Here is a 15076-nt window from a genome sequence, read left to right on the forward strand (position 1 = left end):
GGGCTCGCCTGCGGCTTCGGGTGCTTGGTTCGCAAACTTACTGGCTCGCCTTCGCTAAACTCAACGCTGCATGCCCCAGCGTTTTACCGTGAGTCTGTCTATGGTGTTGAAGCCCAGATTTTCCACCAGCAGGCCGATGAGGATGACCATGGCCAGGCCGGCGAAGACTTTGTCGGTGTAGAGCTCGTTGCGGTTCTGGAAGATGTACCAGCCCAGTCCTCCTTTGCCGCTGGTGGCGCCGAACACCAGTTCGGCGGCGATCAGGGTGCGCCAGGCGAAGGCCCAGCCTATGCGCAGGCCGGCCAGGATCGATGGCAGGGCGGCCGGCACCAGTACCCACAGCACGAAGCGCAGGCCGCTCAGGCCGTAATTGCGGCCGGCCATGCGCAAGGTGTCGGAGACGCCGAGGAAGCCGGCGTAGGTGTTGAGCGCCAGCGCCCATAGCACCGAGTGCACCAGCACGAAGATCAGGCTGCCTTCGCCCAGGCCGAACCATAACAAGGCCAGCGGCAGCAGGGCGATGGCGGGCAGCGGGTTGAACATCGAGGTCAGCGTGCTGAGCAGGTCGCGCCCGAGCTGGGTGGAGACCGCCAGCGTGGTCAGCGCGAAGGCGGCGATGATGCCGAGCAGATAGGCTTTGAGCAGCACCTGCAGCGACAGCCAGGTCTTTTCGAACAGTTCGCCGCTGGCGATGCCATCGACGAAGGCGTGTGCGGTCTGCAGGAAGGTCGGCAGCAGCAGGTCGTTGTTTTGCCGGCGCGCCACCAGCTCCCAGATCAGCGCCAGCGCCAGCAGGATCACGGCCTTGCGTATCCAGCCCTGTTGCCAGACGCGTTGCGGCAGCGAGAGCCGGCGTTGCAGCGGTACGCCGTCCAGCGGCGTCAGCGGCAGTTCGTACTCGGCGCGGATCGGTGGATTGAGTGGAGTCGTCATGATGGACTTTCGATGCGGTGTTGCATGGATGCAGAACAGTGTGCCGCTTCAGTAAGAAAAGCGTACGTCGCTGAAGTTGATGGGAGCAGGCGCTTCGCTTGCGCCCTCTTTGCCTTCATCGAACAACAGCCGGTGGATGCGCTGCGCAGTGGCCTGGAAGCCGGCGCCGCCCAGACTTTGCAGATCGTATTGATGGCTGTTGATTTCGGCACGCACGCGGCCGGGATGCGGCGACAGCAGCAGAATGCGGTTGCCGACCACCAGCGCTTCTTCTATCGAGTGCGTGACGAACAGCAGCGTGAAGCGCACTTCTTCCCACAGGATCAGCAATTCTTCCTGCATCTTGCGGCGGGTCAGGGCGTCGAGCGCGGCGAAGGGCTCATCCATCAGCAGCATCTTGGGTTGCATCGCCAGCGCCCGGGCAATCGCCACGCGCGCTTTCATGCCGCCCGACAGCGTGTGCGGATAGGCATCGGCAAAGCGCGTCAGGCCGACCTTGTCGAGATAGTGGTGGGCGCGCTGTTCGGCTTCGCGGCGCTTGAGCGTGCGCGAGGCCAGCAGCGGAAACATGACGTTGTGCAGCACCGTTTTCCAGGGCGGCAGCTGGTCGAATTCCTGGAACACCACGATGCGGTCCGGCCCCGGCTGGCGAATGATTTTACCGTCCAGCCTGATCTCGCCGGCAGCCGGCGGCAAGAAGCCGGCGACCGATTTGAGCAGACTGGACTTGCCACAGCCGGACGGCCCCAGCAGCACGAAGCAGTCGGCCGGATGGACGTCGAAACTGACCTCATGCGTGGCCTGCACCACGCTGTGCGGGGTGCGGTATTGCAGGCCGACGCGGTCCACCTGCAGCAAGGGTTGCGCCAATGGCGGAGCACTCGTCGCTACACTGGACAACTGGTCCAGTTCAGCTGCCTGGCTGTGCATAGGCTTCCTCGAAAAAGTAGTCTTTCCATGATGCGGCGCGGTTCTTCAGCACGCCGATTTCATGCAGCTTGTCGGCATAGACATAGCTGCGCTGGGGCGACACGGTGAAATCGATTTCAGGGTCTTCCACGATCTTGCGCACGAAGTCCGGCGCCAGCTTGGATTTCTGCACCCGGATGAAGGTGTCGGCGGCCTTGGCCTTGTTGTCGCGGATGAACTGCGCGGCCTCAACCAGCGCGTTGTAGAAGGCCTTGTAGGTCTTGGGATTGTCGTCGTGGAATTTCTGCGTGGTGTACAGCACGTTGAAGGTGGCCGGGCCGCCCAGAATGTCGTAGGAGCTCAGGATCTTGTGCACGTTCTTGTTCTGCAGCGCCTGATACTGAAACGGCGGGCTGGAGAAATGCGTGTTGACCTCGGAACCGCCGGCGATCAGCGCGGTGGTGGCGTCGGGGTGCGACAGGCTGACCGAGATATTGTCGAAGCGCTTGTAATCGGCCTTGCCGAACACTTTGGCGGTTTCGATCTGCAAGGTGCGCGACTGGTAGCCGACGCCGGCGGCCGGCACCGCGATGCGGTCCTTGTCGCTCAGGTCCCTGAGTGTTTTGACATTCGGATTATTGGTCAGCAGATAGTTGGGCATCGAACCCAGCGAGGCAATGGCCTTCACGTTCTGACGACCGCGGGTGCGATCCCACAGCGTCAGCATCGGCGGCACGCCGGCCGAGACCACGTCGAGGGCGCCGGCCAGCAGCGCCTCATTCATCGCGGTGGCGCCGGAGATGCTGTTCCAGTCGACCTTGATGTCGATGCCCTGCTGCTTGCCGTATTTCTCGATCAGCTTCTGATCCTGCACCACGTCCAGAATCAGATAGCCGATGCCGAACTGCTGGGCGATGCGGATCTGGCCTTCGGCTTGCGCCGACGCGCTGAAACCGAACAGTGTCGCGGCTGCCAGCAGGCCGCCGCACAGGGTCTTCACTTCAAAACGGCGCGACATCAGCTGCCTCCCTTGATGTGAGCGTCGTCGAAGAAGTAGTCCTTCACTGACGCTGGCTTGTTCTTGATGGCGCCGACGCGGTGCATGAAGTCGGCCAGCGAATAGGTGTTCTGCGGCGCGATCTTGAACTCCACTTCCGGGTTCCTGATGATCTTGATCAGCAGATTGCGGTCGGTATTGGCCTTGCTGACCTTGAGGTAGATGTCGGCGGCCTGCTCGGGATGGGCGCTGATGAATTTGGCGGCTTCATCCAGCGCGCCGAGGAAGGCGCCGTAAGTCTTGGGATTGTCCTTGCGGAATTTTTCGGTGGCGTACAGCACCGTGGCCGAGGAGGGGCCGCCCAATACCTGATACGAATTCAGCACGATGTGCGCCTTGGGATTGCCGGCCAGTTCCAGCTCCTGGAACGGTGGGTTGCCGAAGTGGGCGCTGATCTCGGTGCCGCCGCTGATGATGGCGGCGGTGGCATCAGGATGCGGCACGGCGATGCTGATCTTGTCCAGCTTGTTGTACTGGGCGTCGCCCCACAGCTTGGCCGAGGCGAACTGCAGCACGCGCGATTGCACCGAGACGCCGACCGCCGGTAGGGCGATACGATCCTTGTCGCTGAAGTCGGCCAGCGACTTGACGTTGGGGTTGTTGCTGATCAGGTAGTAGGGGAAGTTGCCCAGCGACGCGACGCCGCGTACGTTCTGGCGGCCGACGGTGCGGTCCCAGATGGTCAGCAGCGGGCCGACGCCGGCGCCGGCGATATCAATCGAGCCGCTCAGCAGCGCATCATTGACCGCCGAGCCGCCGGACAGCTTGATCCAGTCGACCTTGATATCCACGCCATTGGCCTTGCCGTGCTTTTCGATCAGCTTCTGATCCTGCGCTACGTTGAGCAACAGATAGACGATGCCGAACTGCTCGGCGATGCGCAGCTGGCCTTCGGCATGCGCGCTGACCGACGCCGCCAGCAGGCTCAGGCCGGCCATGGCGGCGCCGGCCGAACGCGACAGCTTGCGGATGAAAGAGCGTCTGCCTGTGGCCGGCGCGGTGGATGAGATCGACATGCGTGCTTCCCCTGAAATTGAACACCCGGCAGCAAGGCCGGGTGCGGACGAATTGGGCAGCGACAGACAGTCTTTGCGGGCTGTCCTTGCTGTTGCGCTTAAGAACCAGCTTGTTGGGTAAAGAAGGTTCTATATTCGTCAGGAGTATATAAAGCCGCGACTACAAAGAAAAACTCGATTACCGCATATCCATATACGGCCGCCACATAACCGCCTAAGCCTCGTGGGCAAAGGCGTAGCGAGGCATGCGGGCATGTGCATGCGCTGACGGCCAAGCAAGCCGGGGTTTGCACGGCGCGCAACTCGGCTTGGAAGAGACTGCCGGTGCATGAAGTACTGCTGCGTCGGCACACTCCTGCCTGCCGGCCGATGTCAAGCTTGCTGCGCAAAACAGAGGCGCTGGCACAACGCTGCGGTTGCCGGATTTCCAATTTTGGTGCGTCGCAGGCATAGTGCGCATAGTGCAATAAGGTAGGCAAGGGCCCCAGTGTCGGGCAGCCGATGCAAGCTTCCGGCTATGAGCGGAAATGGGGTGCAACAACCCGGCATCTGCGTGCATCGACGTTCATTGGTGCGCATCGGTAAATTCCGCCATGATTTTTCATGGGGGCCGGCGCCAGATATTCAAAAAAAGCGATACGGGAGTGCGATGAGTTCAACTCAAACCAGACCAAATCTTTCATTCCGCTCGCAGCGGCTGCATCTCATCACGCTGGCGGCGCTCGGCGTCGTGTTCGGCGACATCGGCACCAGTCCGCTGTATGCGCTCAAGGAATGCTTCAGCCCGGAACACGGCATCGCCTTTTCGCCGGATGCGGTGCTGGGCATCATCTCCATGCTGTTCTGGGCGATCACGATTGTGGTCACGATCAAATACGTGCTGTTCGTGCTGCGCGCCGACAATAACGGCGAAGGCGGAGTGCTGGCGCTGATGGCGCTGTCGCTGCGCAGCGCGGTGAACGGTTCGCCGCGCGCCAAGGTGCTGATGATGCTGGGCGTATTCGGCGCGTGCATGTTCTACGGCGACGTGGTGATCACGCCGGCCATTTCGGTGCTGTCGGCGGTGGAAGGCATGGAGATCGCGGTGCCGGGCGCCTCGCGCTTCGTGATTCCGCTGACGCTGGCGATCGTGGTGGTGCTGTTCCTGATCCAGCGTCACGGTACCAGCGTGGTCGGCCGTTTCTTCGGTCCCATCATGTTCCTGTGGTTCCTGTCGCTGGCGCTGCTGGGCGTGTACAACATCCTGAAAGCGCCGGAAGTGCTGGTGGCGATCAATCCGTATTACGCCGTCAAGTTCATGGCCGAGCATTCGCTGCAGGCCTTCATCGTGCTGGGTTCGGTGGTGCTGGTGCTGACCGGCGCCGAGGCGCTGTACGCCGACATGGGCCACTTCGGCGTGCGGCCGATCCGCTTTGCGTGGATCTACACTGTCATGCCTTCGCTGCTGATCAATTATTTCGGTCAGGGCGCCAATCTGATCGTCAACCCGGCGGCGATCAAGAATCCCTTCTACCTGATGGTGCCTGAGGCGCTGATACTTCCGATGGTGGTGCTGGCGACTTTCTCCACGGTGATCGCGTCGCAGGCGGTGATTTCCGGCGCCTTCTCGCTGACCAGCCAGGCGATCCTGCTGGGCTTCGTACCGCGCATGCGCATCCTGCACACCTCGGAAGACGAGCGCGGCCAGATCTACATCCCGCTGATCAACTGGATGCTGCTGGTGCTGGTGGTGGCGGTGGTGCTGGCCTTCAAGAAGTCCGACAATCTGGCCGCCGCTTACGGTGTGGCGGTGACCACCACCATGGTGATCACCACCATCCTGGCCGGGGTGGTGATGAAGCACATCTGGAAATGGCATACGGCGGCGGTGGTGGTCGCCATCGGCTGTTTCCTGACGGTGGACGTGGCTTTCTTTGCCGCCAATCTGTTGAAGCTCACAGAAGGCGGCTGGTTCCCGCTGGTCATCGGCGGTTTCGCGTTCTTCCTGCTGATGACCTGGTATTCGGGCCGCATGCTGTTGCGCATGCGCATCAAGGATGACGGCATTCCGCTGGAGCCTTTCGTTGAAGGCCTGCTGGCGCACCCGCCGCATCGCGTCGGCGGCACCGCGGTATTCATGACCGGCAATATCAATACCGTGCCGGTGGCGCTGCTGCACAACCTCAAGCACAACCGCATCCTGCATGAGCGCGTGTTCTTCCTCAAGATCAGTATCTGGGACGTGCCTTACGTATCGGACAGCGAGCGTCTGACCTCGCGCGATCTGGGCGGCAACGTGCATCTGCTGCGTGCCTCCTTCGGCTTCAAGGAAACGCCGGAAGTGCATCGCGTGATGGCGCTGGCCGAATCGCAGTTCGGTCACCACTTCGATCTGATGGATACCTCATTCTTTCTGGCGCGCGATACCGTGGTGCCGAGCAAGTTGCTGGGTATGTCGCTGTGGCGTGAACGTCTGTTCGCCTGGATGTATCAGAACGGCGCCAAGCCTTCCGATTTCTTCAACATTCCGGCCAACCGGGTGGTGGAGCTGGGCACCAAGGTGGAGATTTAAGCGTTTGTTCCGCTTGCAATGCAGGTGGCGCAGAATGTGAGGGGTATGCAAAAAAAGCGGCGCCGGATCACTCCGACGCCGCTTTTTTTATGGATTTGCCTGCTCTGCACTCAGTGATGCGCCCCCAGCACAATCGCGCCCAGGGCAATCACCACGCAGGAAACTATTCGCCGCAGCGTCAGCTTTTCCTTCAGGAACATCCAGCCGATCAGCGCAGCGAACAGCACCGAGGTTTCGCGCAGGGCCGAGACCATGCCCATTGGCGCCAGCGTCACCGCCCAGATCACGATGCCGTAGGCCAGCAGCGACATGATGCCGCCCGCCAGGCCGAGCCAGCTGTCGCGCTGGTGCAGCAGAATCGGCGAACGGCGATGCTTGTACAGATAGATCAGCGCCAGCGGAATACTGTCCAGCACGAACAGCCAGGCGGTATAGGAAATCGAATCGCCGGCGGCGCGCGCGCCGATGCCGTCGGTCACGGTGTAGGCGGCAATGAAGGCGCCGGTGGCAAACGCCGTGGCCGGGCCGGACAGATCGGCGTTCTTGCGCAAGTTCGCCAGACTGATGATGCCGGCCGAGACCAGCGCTATGCCCAGCAGGGTGTACAGACCCATCTGTTCGCCGGCGAACAGCGCTGCACCGAGCGACACCAGCAGCGGCGACGATCCGCGCGCAATCGGGTAGGCCTGGCCGAAGTCGCCGTTGCGATAGGCGCGGATCAGGAACAGGTTGTAGCCGGTGTGCAGAATGCCCGAGAGGATCACATACGGCCAGCTCGCCGCCAGCGGCATAGGCCGCAATAGCAGCAGCGGAATCGCCCCTATGCCGGCGCCGATGGTCATTACCGCCAGCGAGGCGAGGCGGTCGGAGCTGCTCTTGAGCAGCGCATTCCAGGATGCATGCAACAGCGCGGCGGCCAGTACGAGGAAGATGACGCCGCTGCTCATCGAGCAGAGACGCCTGCAAGGCGTTGAATGGTCATTGTTATTGTCTGAGTCGCCGCGAGGCCGGGGTGGTGGATGCAGGCGCTGCGGCGCAGGGCGAATCGGAAAAGCGTCAATGATACCCGCGCCTTGCCGCGCTTGCAGTCAGTTCAGGGAAGTTGCGCGCGGCAGCGCCACAGGCCATGTCCTGACGCCAGATATTTGCGCTCGAAGGGCGTGAACGGCGTTTCGGTCGCATAGCTTTCTCCGATAACTTCAACGCCGCTCAGCTGGCTCAGCGCCGCCGCAAATTCGTCGATGTAGATCTGCCAGTTGCTGCGGCATTCGATATAGCCGCCTAGCTTCACGATGCTGGGAAACACGGCGTGGCCGTGCCAGCGTCGCGCCAGATGGCCGATCTTCGGCCAGGGATTCGGATACAGCAGATATTGCCGGGCCGGCTTGATGCCGGCAGCCAGCGCCAGACGCCAGTAATCCACGAGGTCGGCGCGCACGAAGCACAGATTCTCAGGCTGCGCGCCCGGCCAATGCGTATTGCGCGCGAGGCGGTCTTCCGACTGGTCGATGCCGATGACGAAATGATCCGGATAGTGCGCGGCCAGATTGAGCGTCGATAGACCGACGCCGCAGCCGGTGTCGAGTATCAGCGCAGGGGCGCCGGCGGCCTGCCACGCGGCGATGCTGACATCGAAGGCCTGGCGATTGTAGTCGGTGACGGGTTTGCGAAATTCGCTGGCGGCATGGCGTGCCACCAGCATTTGCAAATGCTCATGAATGCCGTTCTGGCTGCTGTTGATCGGGGATGAGTTCACTGCGGCTAAAGATGAGATGGACGAGAGCACGGACGAAATGCCGAAGAGCGCGTGCAGCCGGAAGCATGCTGCAGCGCGCGCGATTTGTCCATGCCTGGGAGCGCCGGATGCCCGCCCGCCGATGTGACCAATAAAAAATCGCGCAGCAAACGCTGCGCGATTCTTGTGAAGAAACGCTGCGCCGGAAGCGCCGGCGCAGGGGATTGATCGGGTTTCAGTGCATCAATGCAAGGTCATCGGATGACGCATCATCTCATCGAACTTGCCGAGGAAAGTGTCGATGTCTTCCATGGTCGGTTCGGTAGCGATCAGTTCCTGCACATCCTTGCGGAACATCTCTGCCGCCGGACCATCGATGAAAATCTCGCGCTGGCCGGACTTGTCCATGATTTCGTAGCCGCCGAAACGCAGCGCTTCGTGATCGACATCGGCACCGAATTCGACGACGCTGTATTGTTCACTGTTGTAGATCAGATTCATAGTGACTCCTTATGCAATTACTGCTTCGAAAAGGAAATGGCGTCTTCACAGGGAATTTCAAGAGCAGACTGGTTTCAATATCAAAAACCGGCTTGCGCCTGATGCACTTCTTAAATCTGGTTACGGCTGAAACGGCGAAAACTTTTGTGTTATTTCTTGTAAGGAAAATGCTGCGGCTGCTCAAAGTAGATGGGGCCAGTTTGAGGAAGTTCATTCGACACCGTACACATGCATTTTCGTCATTGCCCGGACGTCAACTTGCGAACAGGAAAGAATCGGCGCTAAGCCAGTGGCGACGAGGCTCTGCTTTGGACGTCGGCTGATTCGAGTGAGATGGGTGGCGGCGCTTGCACGATGGATTCAGGCCGGTATGCCGTGAACGTGGAGAACGGCAAAATACGTTTGCAGATTTGCGCGACATAAAAAATGGCGTGACGGAAATATTCCGTCACGCCATTTTTTGATCAATAGGCTGATCTGCATCAGCGCATCGCATCCGATGTCTCAGTGATTCTTCTTGGACAGCTTGCCCGGTTCCACGCCCAGTTGCTTGAGCTTGCGATACAGGTGGGTGCGTTCCAGGCCGGTGCGTTCGGCGACGCGCGTCATGCTGCCGTTTTCTCGCACCAGGTGGTATTCGAAGTAGGCGCGTTCAAATGCATCGCGCGCTTCACGCAGCGGCAGATCGAAGGAAATATTGGACGCGTTGTCGGCTACCGGCGAATAAGGCGATGCGGCTTGCATGCCGTGATGCAAAGAGTCGCCGCCACCCAGCGGCGCGGTGGAGTACGAGGTCACCGGCAGCGCGTGATCCTGCGCATCGCCGATGCTGTTGCCGGCAATGGCGGCGGGCGCCGGCCGCGCGTAGCTGACCGGACGCGCCGGTTCGCGGCTGTGCGACAGACCTTGCTGAACAGCTTTCAGCAGCTTCTGGAGCGCGATCGGCTTTTCGAGGAAGTTGAGCGCGCCGATGCGTGTGGCTTCGACGGCGGTATCGATGGTGGCGTGTCCCGACATCATGATCACCGGCATGGTCAGCAGACCGTCGCGTTGCCACTCCTTGAGCAGCGTGACGCCATCGGTGTCCGGCATCCAGATGTCGAGTAAAACGAGATCGGGCACGCTGTTGTGCCGCAGCTCGCGAGCCTGCTGCGCATTTTCTGCGGTGGCCACGACATGTCCTTCATCGCCCAGAATTTCAGAGAGCAATTCGCGGATACCCATTTCGTCATCGACGACCAGGATGTTAGCCATGTGTCTGCTTTCCTCGTTTGCTAGTCATAGTCAAGTTTTGCGGAGTTTTGATGTGAGCCGGCGGTATCGAGCACCACCAACCAAACTGTCGCAGGATCTGCGGCTGATCGAGCTGAATTCCCCCTGCGCCGCGTCGCAATCTTGAGTCTTAATCAATAGGTGCTAACTTTAACAGCAAAATCAGTATTTTTGCGCCATTGCTGTCGGTACGGTTTTGGATATCGATTCGACCGCCATGTTCTTCCACGATTTTTTTGACCATCGCCAGACCGAGTCCGGTGCCGCGCGGCTTCGATGTGACGTAAGGTTCGAAGGCGCGCGCCAGGATTTTCGGTGCGAAGCCGGGGCCGTTGTCGGTGATCGAAAGCCGCACTGCAGGCCGCGTCGCACCGTTGGCGCCGGGCAGATTGACCTGCTCCGTGACGAGGTCGATGCGGGCCGTATCCGGGCCGTCCTGTGCGGCGTCGCCGACCGCGTCCTGCGCATTCTGCAGCAGATTATGAATCACCTGGCGCAGCTGCGTGGCGTCGCCCATCACCGGCGGCAGCGCCGGCGCCAGCCGGGCCTGGATGATATCGCGGCCGTCGCCGGCCAGATAGAGATTCAGGATTTCTTCGATCAGCGCATTCAGGTCCAGCGCCACCGGCTTGGCCGGCGGCGTGCGGGCGTAGTCGCGGAAGTCGTCCACCATGCGCTTCATCGCCGTGACCTGATTGACGATGGTGGTGGTGCCTTTGTCCAGAATCGCGACATCGGACGGCATCAGCTTGTCCGACAGGCGCATCTGCAGGCGCTCGGCGGACAGCTGAATCGGCGTCAGCGGATTCTTGATTTCATGCGCCAGACGGCGTGCCACTTCACCCCAGGCGATCGAACGCTGGGCCGAAATCACGTTGCTGATATCGTCGAACACGACCACGTAACCGACCCCGCTTTCCACCGGCAGGTGCGAGCCGCGCGCAAATAGCGCGATCTTGTCGTGCTCGCCGTTCTGCGGGCTGTCATGGCGCGGCAGCTCGATCTGGCGTTGCCAGTGCAGGTCGTCGTGCACCGAGTCCGGGTTGAGATGCGCGCGCTGCTCGGAGAAGGCCTTGATGATGGCTTCCGCAAACAGGGCCTGCGATTCGATGGTTTGCAGCGGGGTGCCGATGTCGCCGCTGAAGTCGTGATTGAGGATGCGCCGTACCGAGTCGTTGATGCTGACGATATTGAACTGAGCGTCCAGCACCATCACGCCGGCCGACATATTGCCCAGCACTGATTCCAGATAGGCCTTGGCGTTTTCCAGCTCGGCGCGGTTCTTTTCCACCGAAGTGCGCGCTTCCAGCAGCTGGCGCGTCATGGTGTTGAAGGATTGGGTCAGGGTGCCCAGTTCGTCCGAGGTGCTGACAATCGGGCGCGGCGACAGATTGCCCTCGGCCACCGCCTTGGTGCCCTCGGCCAGCAGCAGCAGCGGCTTGGCGAGGTCGCTGGCGATCAGGAAGGCGCTGGCGATGGCGGCGAAAATCGCCAGCAGCAGCGTCAGCGTCAGCGTCACCAGATAGATCTTGCGCAGGCCGGAGCGCGCCACCGAGCGCTGCTGGTATTCGCTGTAGGCCACGCGCAGGGTCTCGGCATTGGTCGCCAGATAGTCCGGCACCGGCTGCAAAATCTGCAGGAAACGCACGTCGTTCTGCAAGGACAGGCCCTTGCTGGAGCCCGGCAACTGCACCACCACATGCAGCCGCAGATTGCCGTCCGAGTCCGACTCGCCGCCGGAAGGCCGGGTATCGTCGCTTTCCACCGCCGAGAAGCTGCGTGAGAGCCGTGCCTGGCGCAGCACCGAGGCGCTCGGCATGGTCGGCGTCAGCGAACCGATGTTGCCGCCCACGGTGGCCATCACCTGGCCGTTGGAGCCGATGATGGTGATTTCCATGTTCTGATCGCGCTGGCGCGACAGATAGGTCACCTGTTCCGAGTCGCTCATGTCGGACAGCTCTTGCGCCATCGAGCGGGCGCGCGAATTGAGATCGGTCAGAGAGGAGTCCAGCGCATTGCGGCCGAGATTGAGGCCGGCTTCCAGCGCCGATTCCATGCGTACGTCGAACCAGGATTCGATCGAGCGCGACACGAACTGCACCGACATCAGATAGATCACCGCGCCCGGCAGAATGCCGATCAGCGCAAACAGCATCACCAGCCGCGCCAAAAGCTTGGAGCCGAATTTGCCGCGCCGGTAGCGTTTGTAGAGACGCGTGAGCAGCATGATGACCAGCGCCAGCAGCGCCACCGCCGCCAGGGCGTTGAGGAACAGCAGCCAGGGGTAATGCTGATCGAACAGCGCGGAGTTTTCGGAGGCCGAGGCCAGCAGGAACAGCAATATGCTGATGACGCCGCCGCCGACGACCAGCAGATAGCGTAGGGTGCGGGTCATTCTGCTTTGTAGGTGAATTCTTTCCAGTCGGACGACAGGCGCCAGTCGCTGTTGTTCAGCGCATTGATCTGGAAGGGCTTGGGCAGTTGTGCGACGTCCAGCCGCATGCGCAGCCCGACGGTGTAGGAGTCGCCCGGACGCAGCGTGTTCTTGTCGGCCACGATCCAGCGCGGCGGCCGCCGGATCAGCGCCATCGCATCTTCCAGCGAACTGAAGCTTTGCTGCAGCTGGCCGCTGATGGCGGCGTGGTATTGCCGGGTCAGCACGTTGTAGGCAATGCGCACGGTGCGCGTGGCGTTGACGGCCGATTCGTCGAACCAGTACCAGCGATGCCGGGTGAGTTGAATTTCCGTGGTGAAGTAGAGCGGCACGCCGCGCGTCAGAGCATCTTCCAGGCCGCGATTGAGTTCGAAGGCGTAGGCCACCGACAGCCGGTAACCGTCATCGCTGGCATCCAGCGTTGCCTGCGTGATATCGATCTCGGCGGCCTGAGCAGTATGCGGAATCAGCGCGGCGCCAAACCCGAGGCCGGTCAGCAGCACTAGCATCAGCAGCGCCTGATCCAGCCAGCGCAGGAGGCGAGGCAAGCCGCTTGCCGTGCGGCGTGCGGAGTGGCGCTTGCAGGAGAGAGAAGATGCCGGATGCGTCAAATTCATGGTCCCGTTTTTTGGAACAGTGCGTAAAACAGGCCATCGTGGTCGGTTTCTGCGCTGGCAGTCGGTAACAGTTGACCAGGGGCGGGCAGTCGTATGGCGTTGTGTCGATGTGCGAAGGCGGCTGCTTGCTGCTCCGATTCCTGCGGCCACAACGAGCAAGTCACCAGCAGCAATTTACCATCGCGTTGCAGCATCTGCCAAAGATTGTCCAAAATTTGCGAGGAAAGTGTTGCGAGTTGTGCGGTGTCGCTCTTGCGACGCAACCAGCGAATATCCGGGTGGCGGCGCACGATGCCGGAGGCGGTACAGGGCACGTCGGCCAGGATGCGATCGAAGGGCTTGCCGTCCCACCAGCCGCCGGCGCCGTGACGCGCATCGCCCGCCGTCAGCTGTGCCTGCAATTGCAGGCGTTGCAGGTTTTCATCGATACGCTGCAGGCGCTTGGGATCGTGATCCAGCGCCAGCACGTCGAGGTCGGCGCATTCCAGCAGGTGGCCGGTCTTGCCGCCGGGCGCGGCGCAGGCATCCAGCACGCGCATGCCGTCGGCCACATCCAGCAGTGGCGCCGCCATCTGCGCGGCGGCGTCCTGCACCGACGCCAGACCATCGACAAAGCCGGGGATCTGATGCACCGGCAGCGGCTTCTCCAGGCGCACCGCCCATGGCCCGACCTGACGTGCGGCGATGCCTTGCGAGGCCAGAATGCGCAGATAGTCTTCCACGCTGCTGCGACGGCGATTGACGCGCAAGGTCAGCGGCGGCATCTGATTGCCGCTGTACAGAATCGACTGCCATTGCTCGGGATAGGCGCTTTTCAGGCGATCGATCCACCAGGTCGGATAATTCCAGGTGCCGGGCGGCGTCTTGGTGGCTTCCGGAATCAGGCTGGCGCGTTCGCGCAAAAAGCGACGCAGGATGGCGTTGACCACGCCCTTGGTATGCATCAGCGTCGGATTGGCCGCCGCCGCATCCACCGCCTGGTTGACCACGGTGAAGCCGTCATAGCCGCTTTCATCTTCATTCACCAGCAGCGTCAGCGCGCAATTGAGCAGGCTGTGCAATTGCTCCGGCTGCGGCGGCTTGCTGGCGAGCAGCGTAATCAGGCTGTCGGTCAGGCCCAGGCTGCGCATGCAGCGGTAGCTGATGTCCTGAATCGCGCCGCGCGCGCCGGGCGTGATTTCGGGCCGCGCAAATACATGCGCCAAGGCTTGCGGCAGGGCTGTGCCGGCGCGTACGGCGGCCACGGCAAATGAAGCCTGATGCAGGCTGTAAGCCAGGGAATCGGGTTTCAGGGCGACTTGGAATACTGGGGCGGGAGAAACTTGGATCACGTCAATTCTTGGTAAGGGCGAGTCGGATGCCGAGAGCGACAAAGGCGCTTCCGACCAGACGCTCCAGCCAACGCTTGAGATGCGGTTGGCGGCCGGCGCGGAGCGTCAGTGTACCAGCGACCAGCGCGGTGGCGCTATTCCACAGCGTGGACTGGACGATGAAAGTCATGCCCAGCACCATGAAGGCCAGCGTGCGATGCGGCGCGTCCGGCGTCACGAATTGCGGGAAGAAGGACAGGAAAAACAGCACCACCTTGGGATTGAGCACATTGGTCAGCGTCGCCTGCCAGAAAATCTTGCGTAGCGACTGGTGGCCGGGCGCACCGACGGTGGATTGTGCGTTTGCAATCTTTACATTGCCGGTATTGTTGTTTTGGTCAGTCTGCATGGCGGTTTTTTGCAGCAGCATCTTCAGGCCGAGATAAATCAGATACAGGCCGCCGACGATTTTGATAACCGTAAATGCGGTGGCCGAGGCCGCCAGAATCGCCGACAGGCCAAGCGCCGACGCCAGCATGTGAAACACGCAGCCGAAGGAAATACCGAGCGCCGACACCAGTCCGGCGCCACGCCCCTGCGCCACGCTGCGGCCGATGATGTAAGCCGTATCCGGCCCCGGCGTCAGATTGAGCAGAAACACGGCGAGGCAGAAAAAGCCGAAGCCGGTAATGCCGATTGCATCCATGTTGGTCTCCCGCAGCATTGCACATCAGTAAAACG

Annotated in this window: 13 protein-coding genes; 1 reads left to right on the plus strand and 12 read right to left on the minus strand. The window is 61.5% G+C overall.

Features of this window, described 5'->3' with window-relative positions:
• Positions 1–60: 60 nt before the first annotated feature.
• From PQR62_RS25075 to PQR62_RS25090, 4 genes are read right to left on the minus strand one after another with little or no spacing between them, the layout of a single operon-like run.
• Entirely contained in the window at positions 61–933 is an 873-nt protein-coding gene (locus tag PQR62_RS25075) for an ABC transporter permease (protein ID WP_408160807.1), read from the minus strand.
• A 48-nt stretch (positions 934–981) separates the two neighbouring features.
• Positions 982–1863 carry an ABC transporter ATP-binding protein gene (locus tag PQR62_RS25080; protein WP_408160808.1) on the minus strand — a complete coding sequence of 294 codons (882 nt, stop codon included), beginning with the start codon at positions 1861–1863 and terminating at the stop codon, positions 982–984.
• Entirely contained in the window at positions 1844–2860 is a 1017-nt protein-coding gene (locus PQR62_RS25085; protein ID WP_408160809.1) for an ABC transporter substrate-binding protein, read from the minus strand. Before PQR62_RS25085 ends, PQR62_RS25080 begins: the two co-directional genes overlap by 20 nt.
• On the minus strand, positions 2860–3837 hold the full coding sequence (locus PQR62_RS25090) for an ABC transporter substrate-binding protein (RefSeq protein WP_408160838.1): 978 nt from the start codon (positions 3835–3837) through the stop codon (positions 2860–2862). Before PQR62_RS25090 ends, PQR62_RS25085 begins: the two co-directional genes overlap by 1 nt.
• A gap of 727 nt (positions 3838–4564) precedes the next feature.
• Here PQR62_RS25090 and PQR62_RS25095 point away from each other — a divergent pair.
• Entirely contained in the window at positions 4565–6466 is a 1902-nt protein-coding gene (locus tag PQR62_RS25095; protein WP_408160810.1) for a potassium transporter Kup, read from the plus strand.
• 110 nt (positions 6467–6576) lie between these two features.
• On the opposite strand, the gene PQR62_RS25100 is transcribed toward PQR62_RS25095, so the two are convergent.
• The 8 genes from PQR62_RS25100 to PQR62_RS25135 form a co-directional block, all read right to left on the minus strand.
• Complete coding sequence (locus PQR62_RS25100; RefSeq protein WP_408160811.1) at positions 6577–7413, minus strand: EamA family transporter; 837 nt, start codon at positions 7411–7413, stop codon at positions 6577–6579.
• Between the two features lie 146 nt (positions 7414–7559).
• On the minus strand, positions 7560–8222 hold the full coding sequence (gene trmB, locus PQR62_RS25105; protein WP_408160812.1) for a tRNA (guanine(46)-N(7))-methyltransferase TrmB: 663 nt from the start codon (positions 8220–8222) through the stop codon (positions 7560–7562).
• 222 nt (positions 8223–8444) lie between these two features.
• Entirely contained in the window at positions 8445–8702 is a 258-nt protein-coding gene (locus tag PQR62_RS25110; RefSeq protein WP_408160813.1) for a BTH_I0359 family protein, read from the minus strand.
• 504 nt (positions 8703–9206) lie between these two features.
• The gene (locus PQR62_RS25115) at positions 9207–9956 is read right to left on the minus strand and encodes a response regulator (RefSeq protein ID WP_408160814.1); all 750 of its coding nucleotides are present in this window, start codon (positions 9954–9956) and stop codon (positions 9207–9209) included.
• Between the two features lie 148 nt (positions 9957–10104).
• Positions 10105–12369: a sensor histidine kinase gene (locus PQR62_RS25120; protein WP_408160815.1), complete on the minus strand. Its 2265-nt coding sequence runs from the start codon at positions 12367–12369 to the stop codon at positions 10105–10107.
• The gene (locus PQR62_RS25125) at positions 12366–12917 is read right to left on the minus strand and encodes a DUF4390 domain-containing protein (RefSeq protein WP_408160839.1); all 552 of its coding nucleotides are present in this window, start codon (positions 12915–12917) and stop codon (positions 12366–12368) included. The genes PQR62_RS25120 and PQR62_RS25125 overlap by 4 nt, the downstream gene beginning before the upstream one ends.
• Before the next feature lie 104 nt (positions 12918–13021).
• Positions 13022–14356: a 16S rRNA (cytosine(967)-C(5))-methyltransferase RsmB gene (rsmB, locus tag PQR62_RS25130; protein WP_408160816.1), complete on the minus strand. Its 1335-nt coding sequence runs from the start codon at positions 14354–14356 to the stop codon at positions 13022–13024.
• A gap of 1 nt (position 14357) precedes the next feature.
• Positions 14358–15041, minus strand: coding sequence for a LysE family translocator (locus PQR62_RS25135; RefSeq protein ID WP_408160817.1), 684 nt, complete (start codon positions 15039–15041; stop codon positions 14358–14360).
• Positions 15042–15076: the final 35 nt, after the last annotated feature.

The organism is Herbaspirillum lusitanum, assembly GCF_046025995.1.
Classification (GTDB): Bacteria; Pseudomonadota; Gammaproteobacteria; order Burkholderiales; family Burkholderiaceae_D; genus Herbaspirillum; species Herbaspirillum lusitanum_A.

Excerpts from the sequence above, each read along its gene's own strand:
- PQR62_RS25080 (WP_408160808.1), bottom strand. The coding sequence starts at position 1,863 with ATGCACAGCCAGGCAGCTGAACTGGACCAGTTGTCCAGTGTAGCGACG.
- PQR62_RS25115 (WP_408160814.1), bottom strand. The coding sequence starts at position 9,956 with ATGGCTAACATCCTGGTCGTCGATGACGAAATGGGTATCCGCGAATTG.
- PQR62_RS25085 (WP_408160809.1), bottom strand. The coding sequence starts at position 2,860 with ATGTCGCGCCGTTTTGAAGTGAAGACCCTGTGCGGCGGCCTGCTGGCA.
- PQR62_RS25075 (WP_408160807.1), bottom strand. The coding sequence starts at position 933 with ATGACGACTCCACTCAATCCACCGATCCGCGCCGAGTACGAACTGCCG.
- PQR62_RS25095 (WP_408160810.1), top strand. The coding sequence starts at position 4,565 with ATGAGTTCAACTCAAACCAGACCAAATCTTTCATTCCGCTCGCAGCGG.
- PQR62_RS25090 (WP_408160838.1), bottom strand. The coding sequence starts at position 3,837 with ATGGCCGGCCTGAGCCTGCTGGCGGCGTCGGTCAGCGCGCATGCCGAA.
- PQR62_RS25135 (WP_408160817.1), bottom strand. The coding sequence starts at position 15,041 with ATGGATGCAATCGGCATTACCGGCTTCGGCTTTTTCTGCCTCGCCGTG.
- PQR62_RS25110 (WP_408160813.1), bottom strand. The coding sequence starts at position 8,702 with ATGAATCTGATCTACAACAGTGAACAATACAGCGTCGTCGAATTCGGT.
- PQR62_RS25100 (WP_408160811.1), bottom strand. The coding sequence starts at position 7,413 with ATGAGCAGCGGCGTCATCTTCCTCGTACTGGCCGCCGCGCTGTTGCAT.
- PQR62_RS25125 (WP_408160839.1), bottom strand. The coding sequence starts at position 12,917 with ATGCTAGTGCTGCTGACCGGCCTCGGGTTTGGCGCCGCGCTGATTCCG.
- PQR62_RS25120 (WP_408160815.1), bottom strand. The coding sequence starts at position 12,369 with ATGACCCGCACCCTACGCTATCTGCTGGTCGTCGGCGGCGGCGTCATC.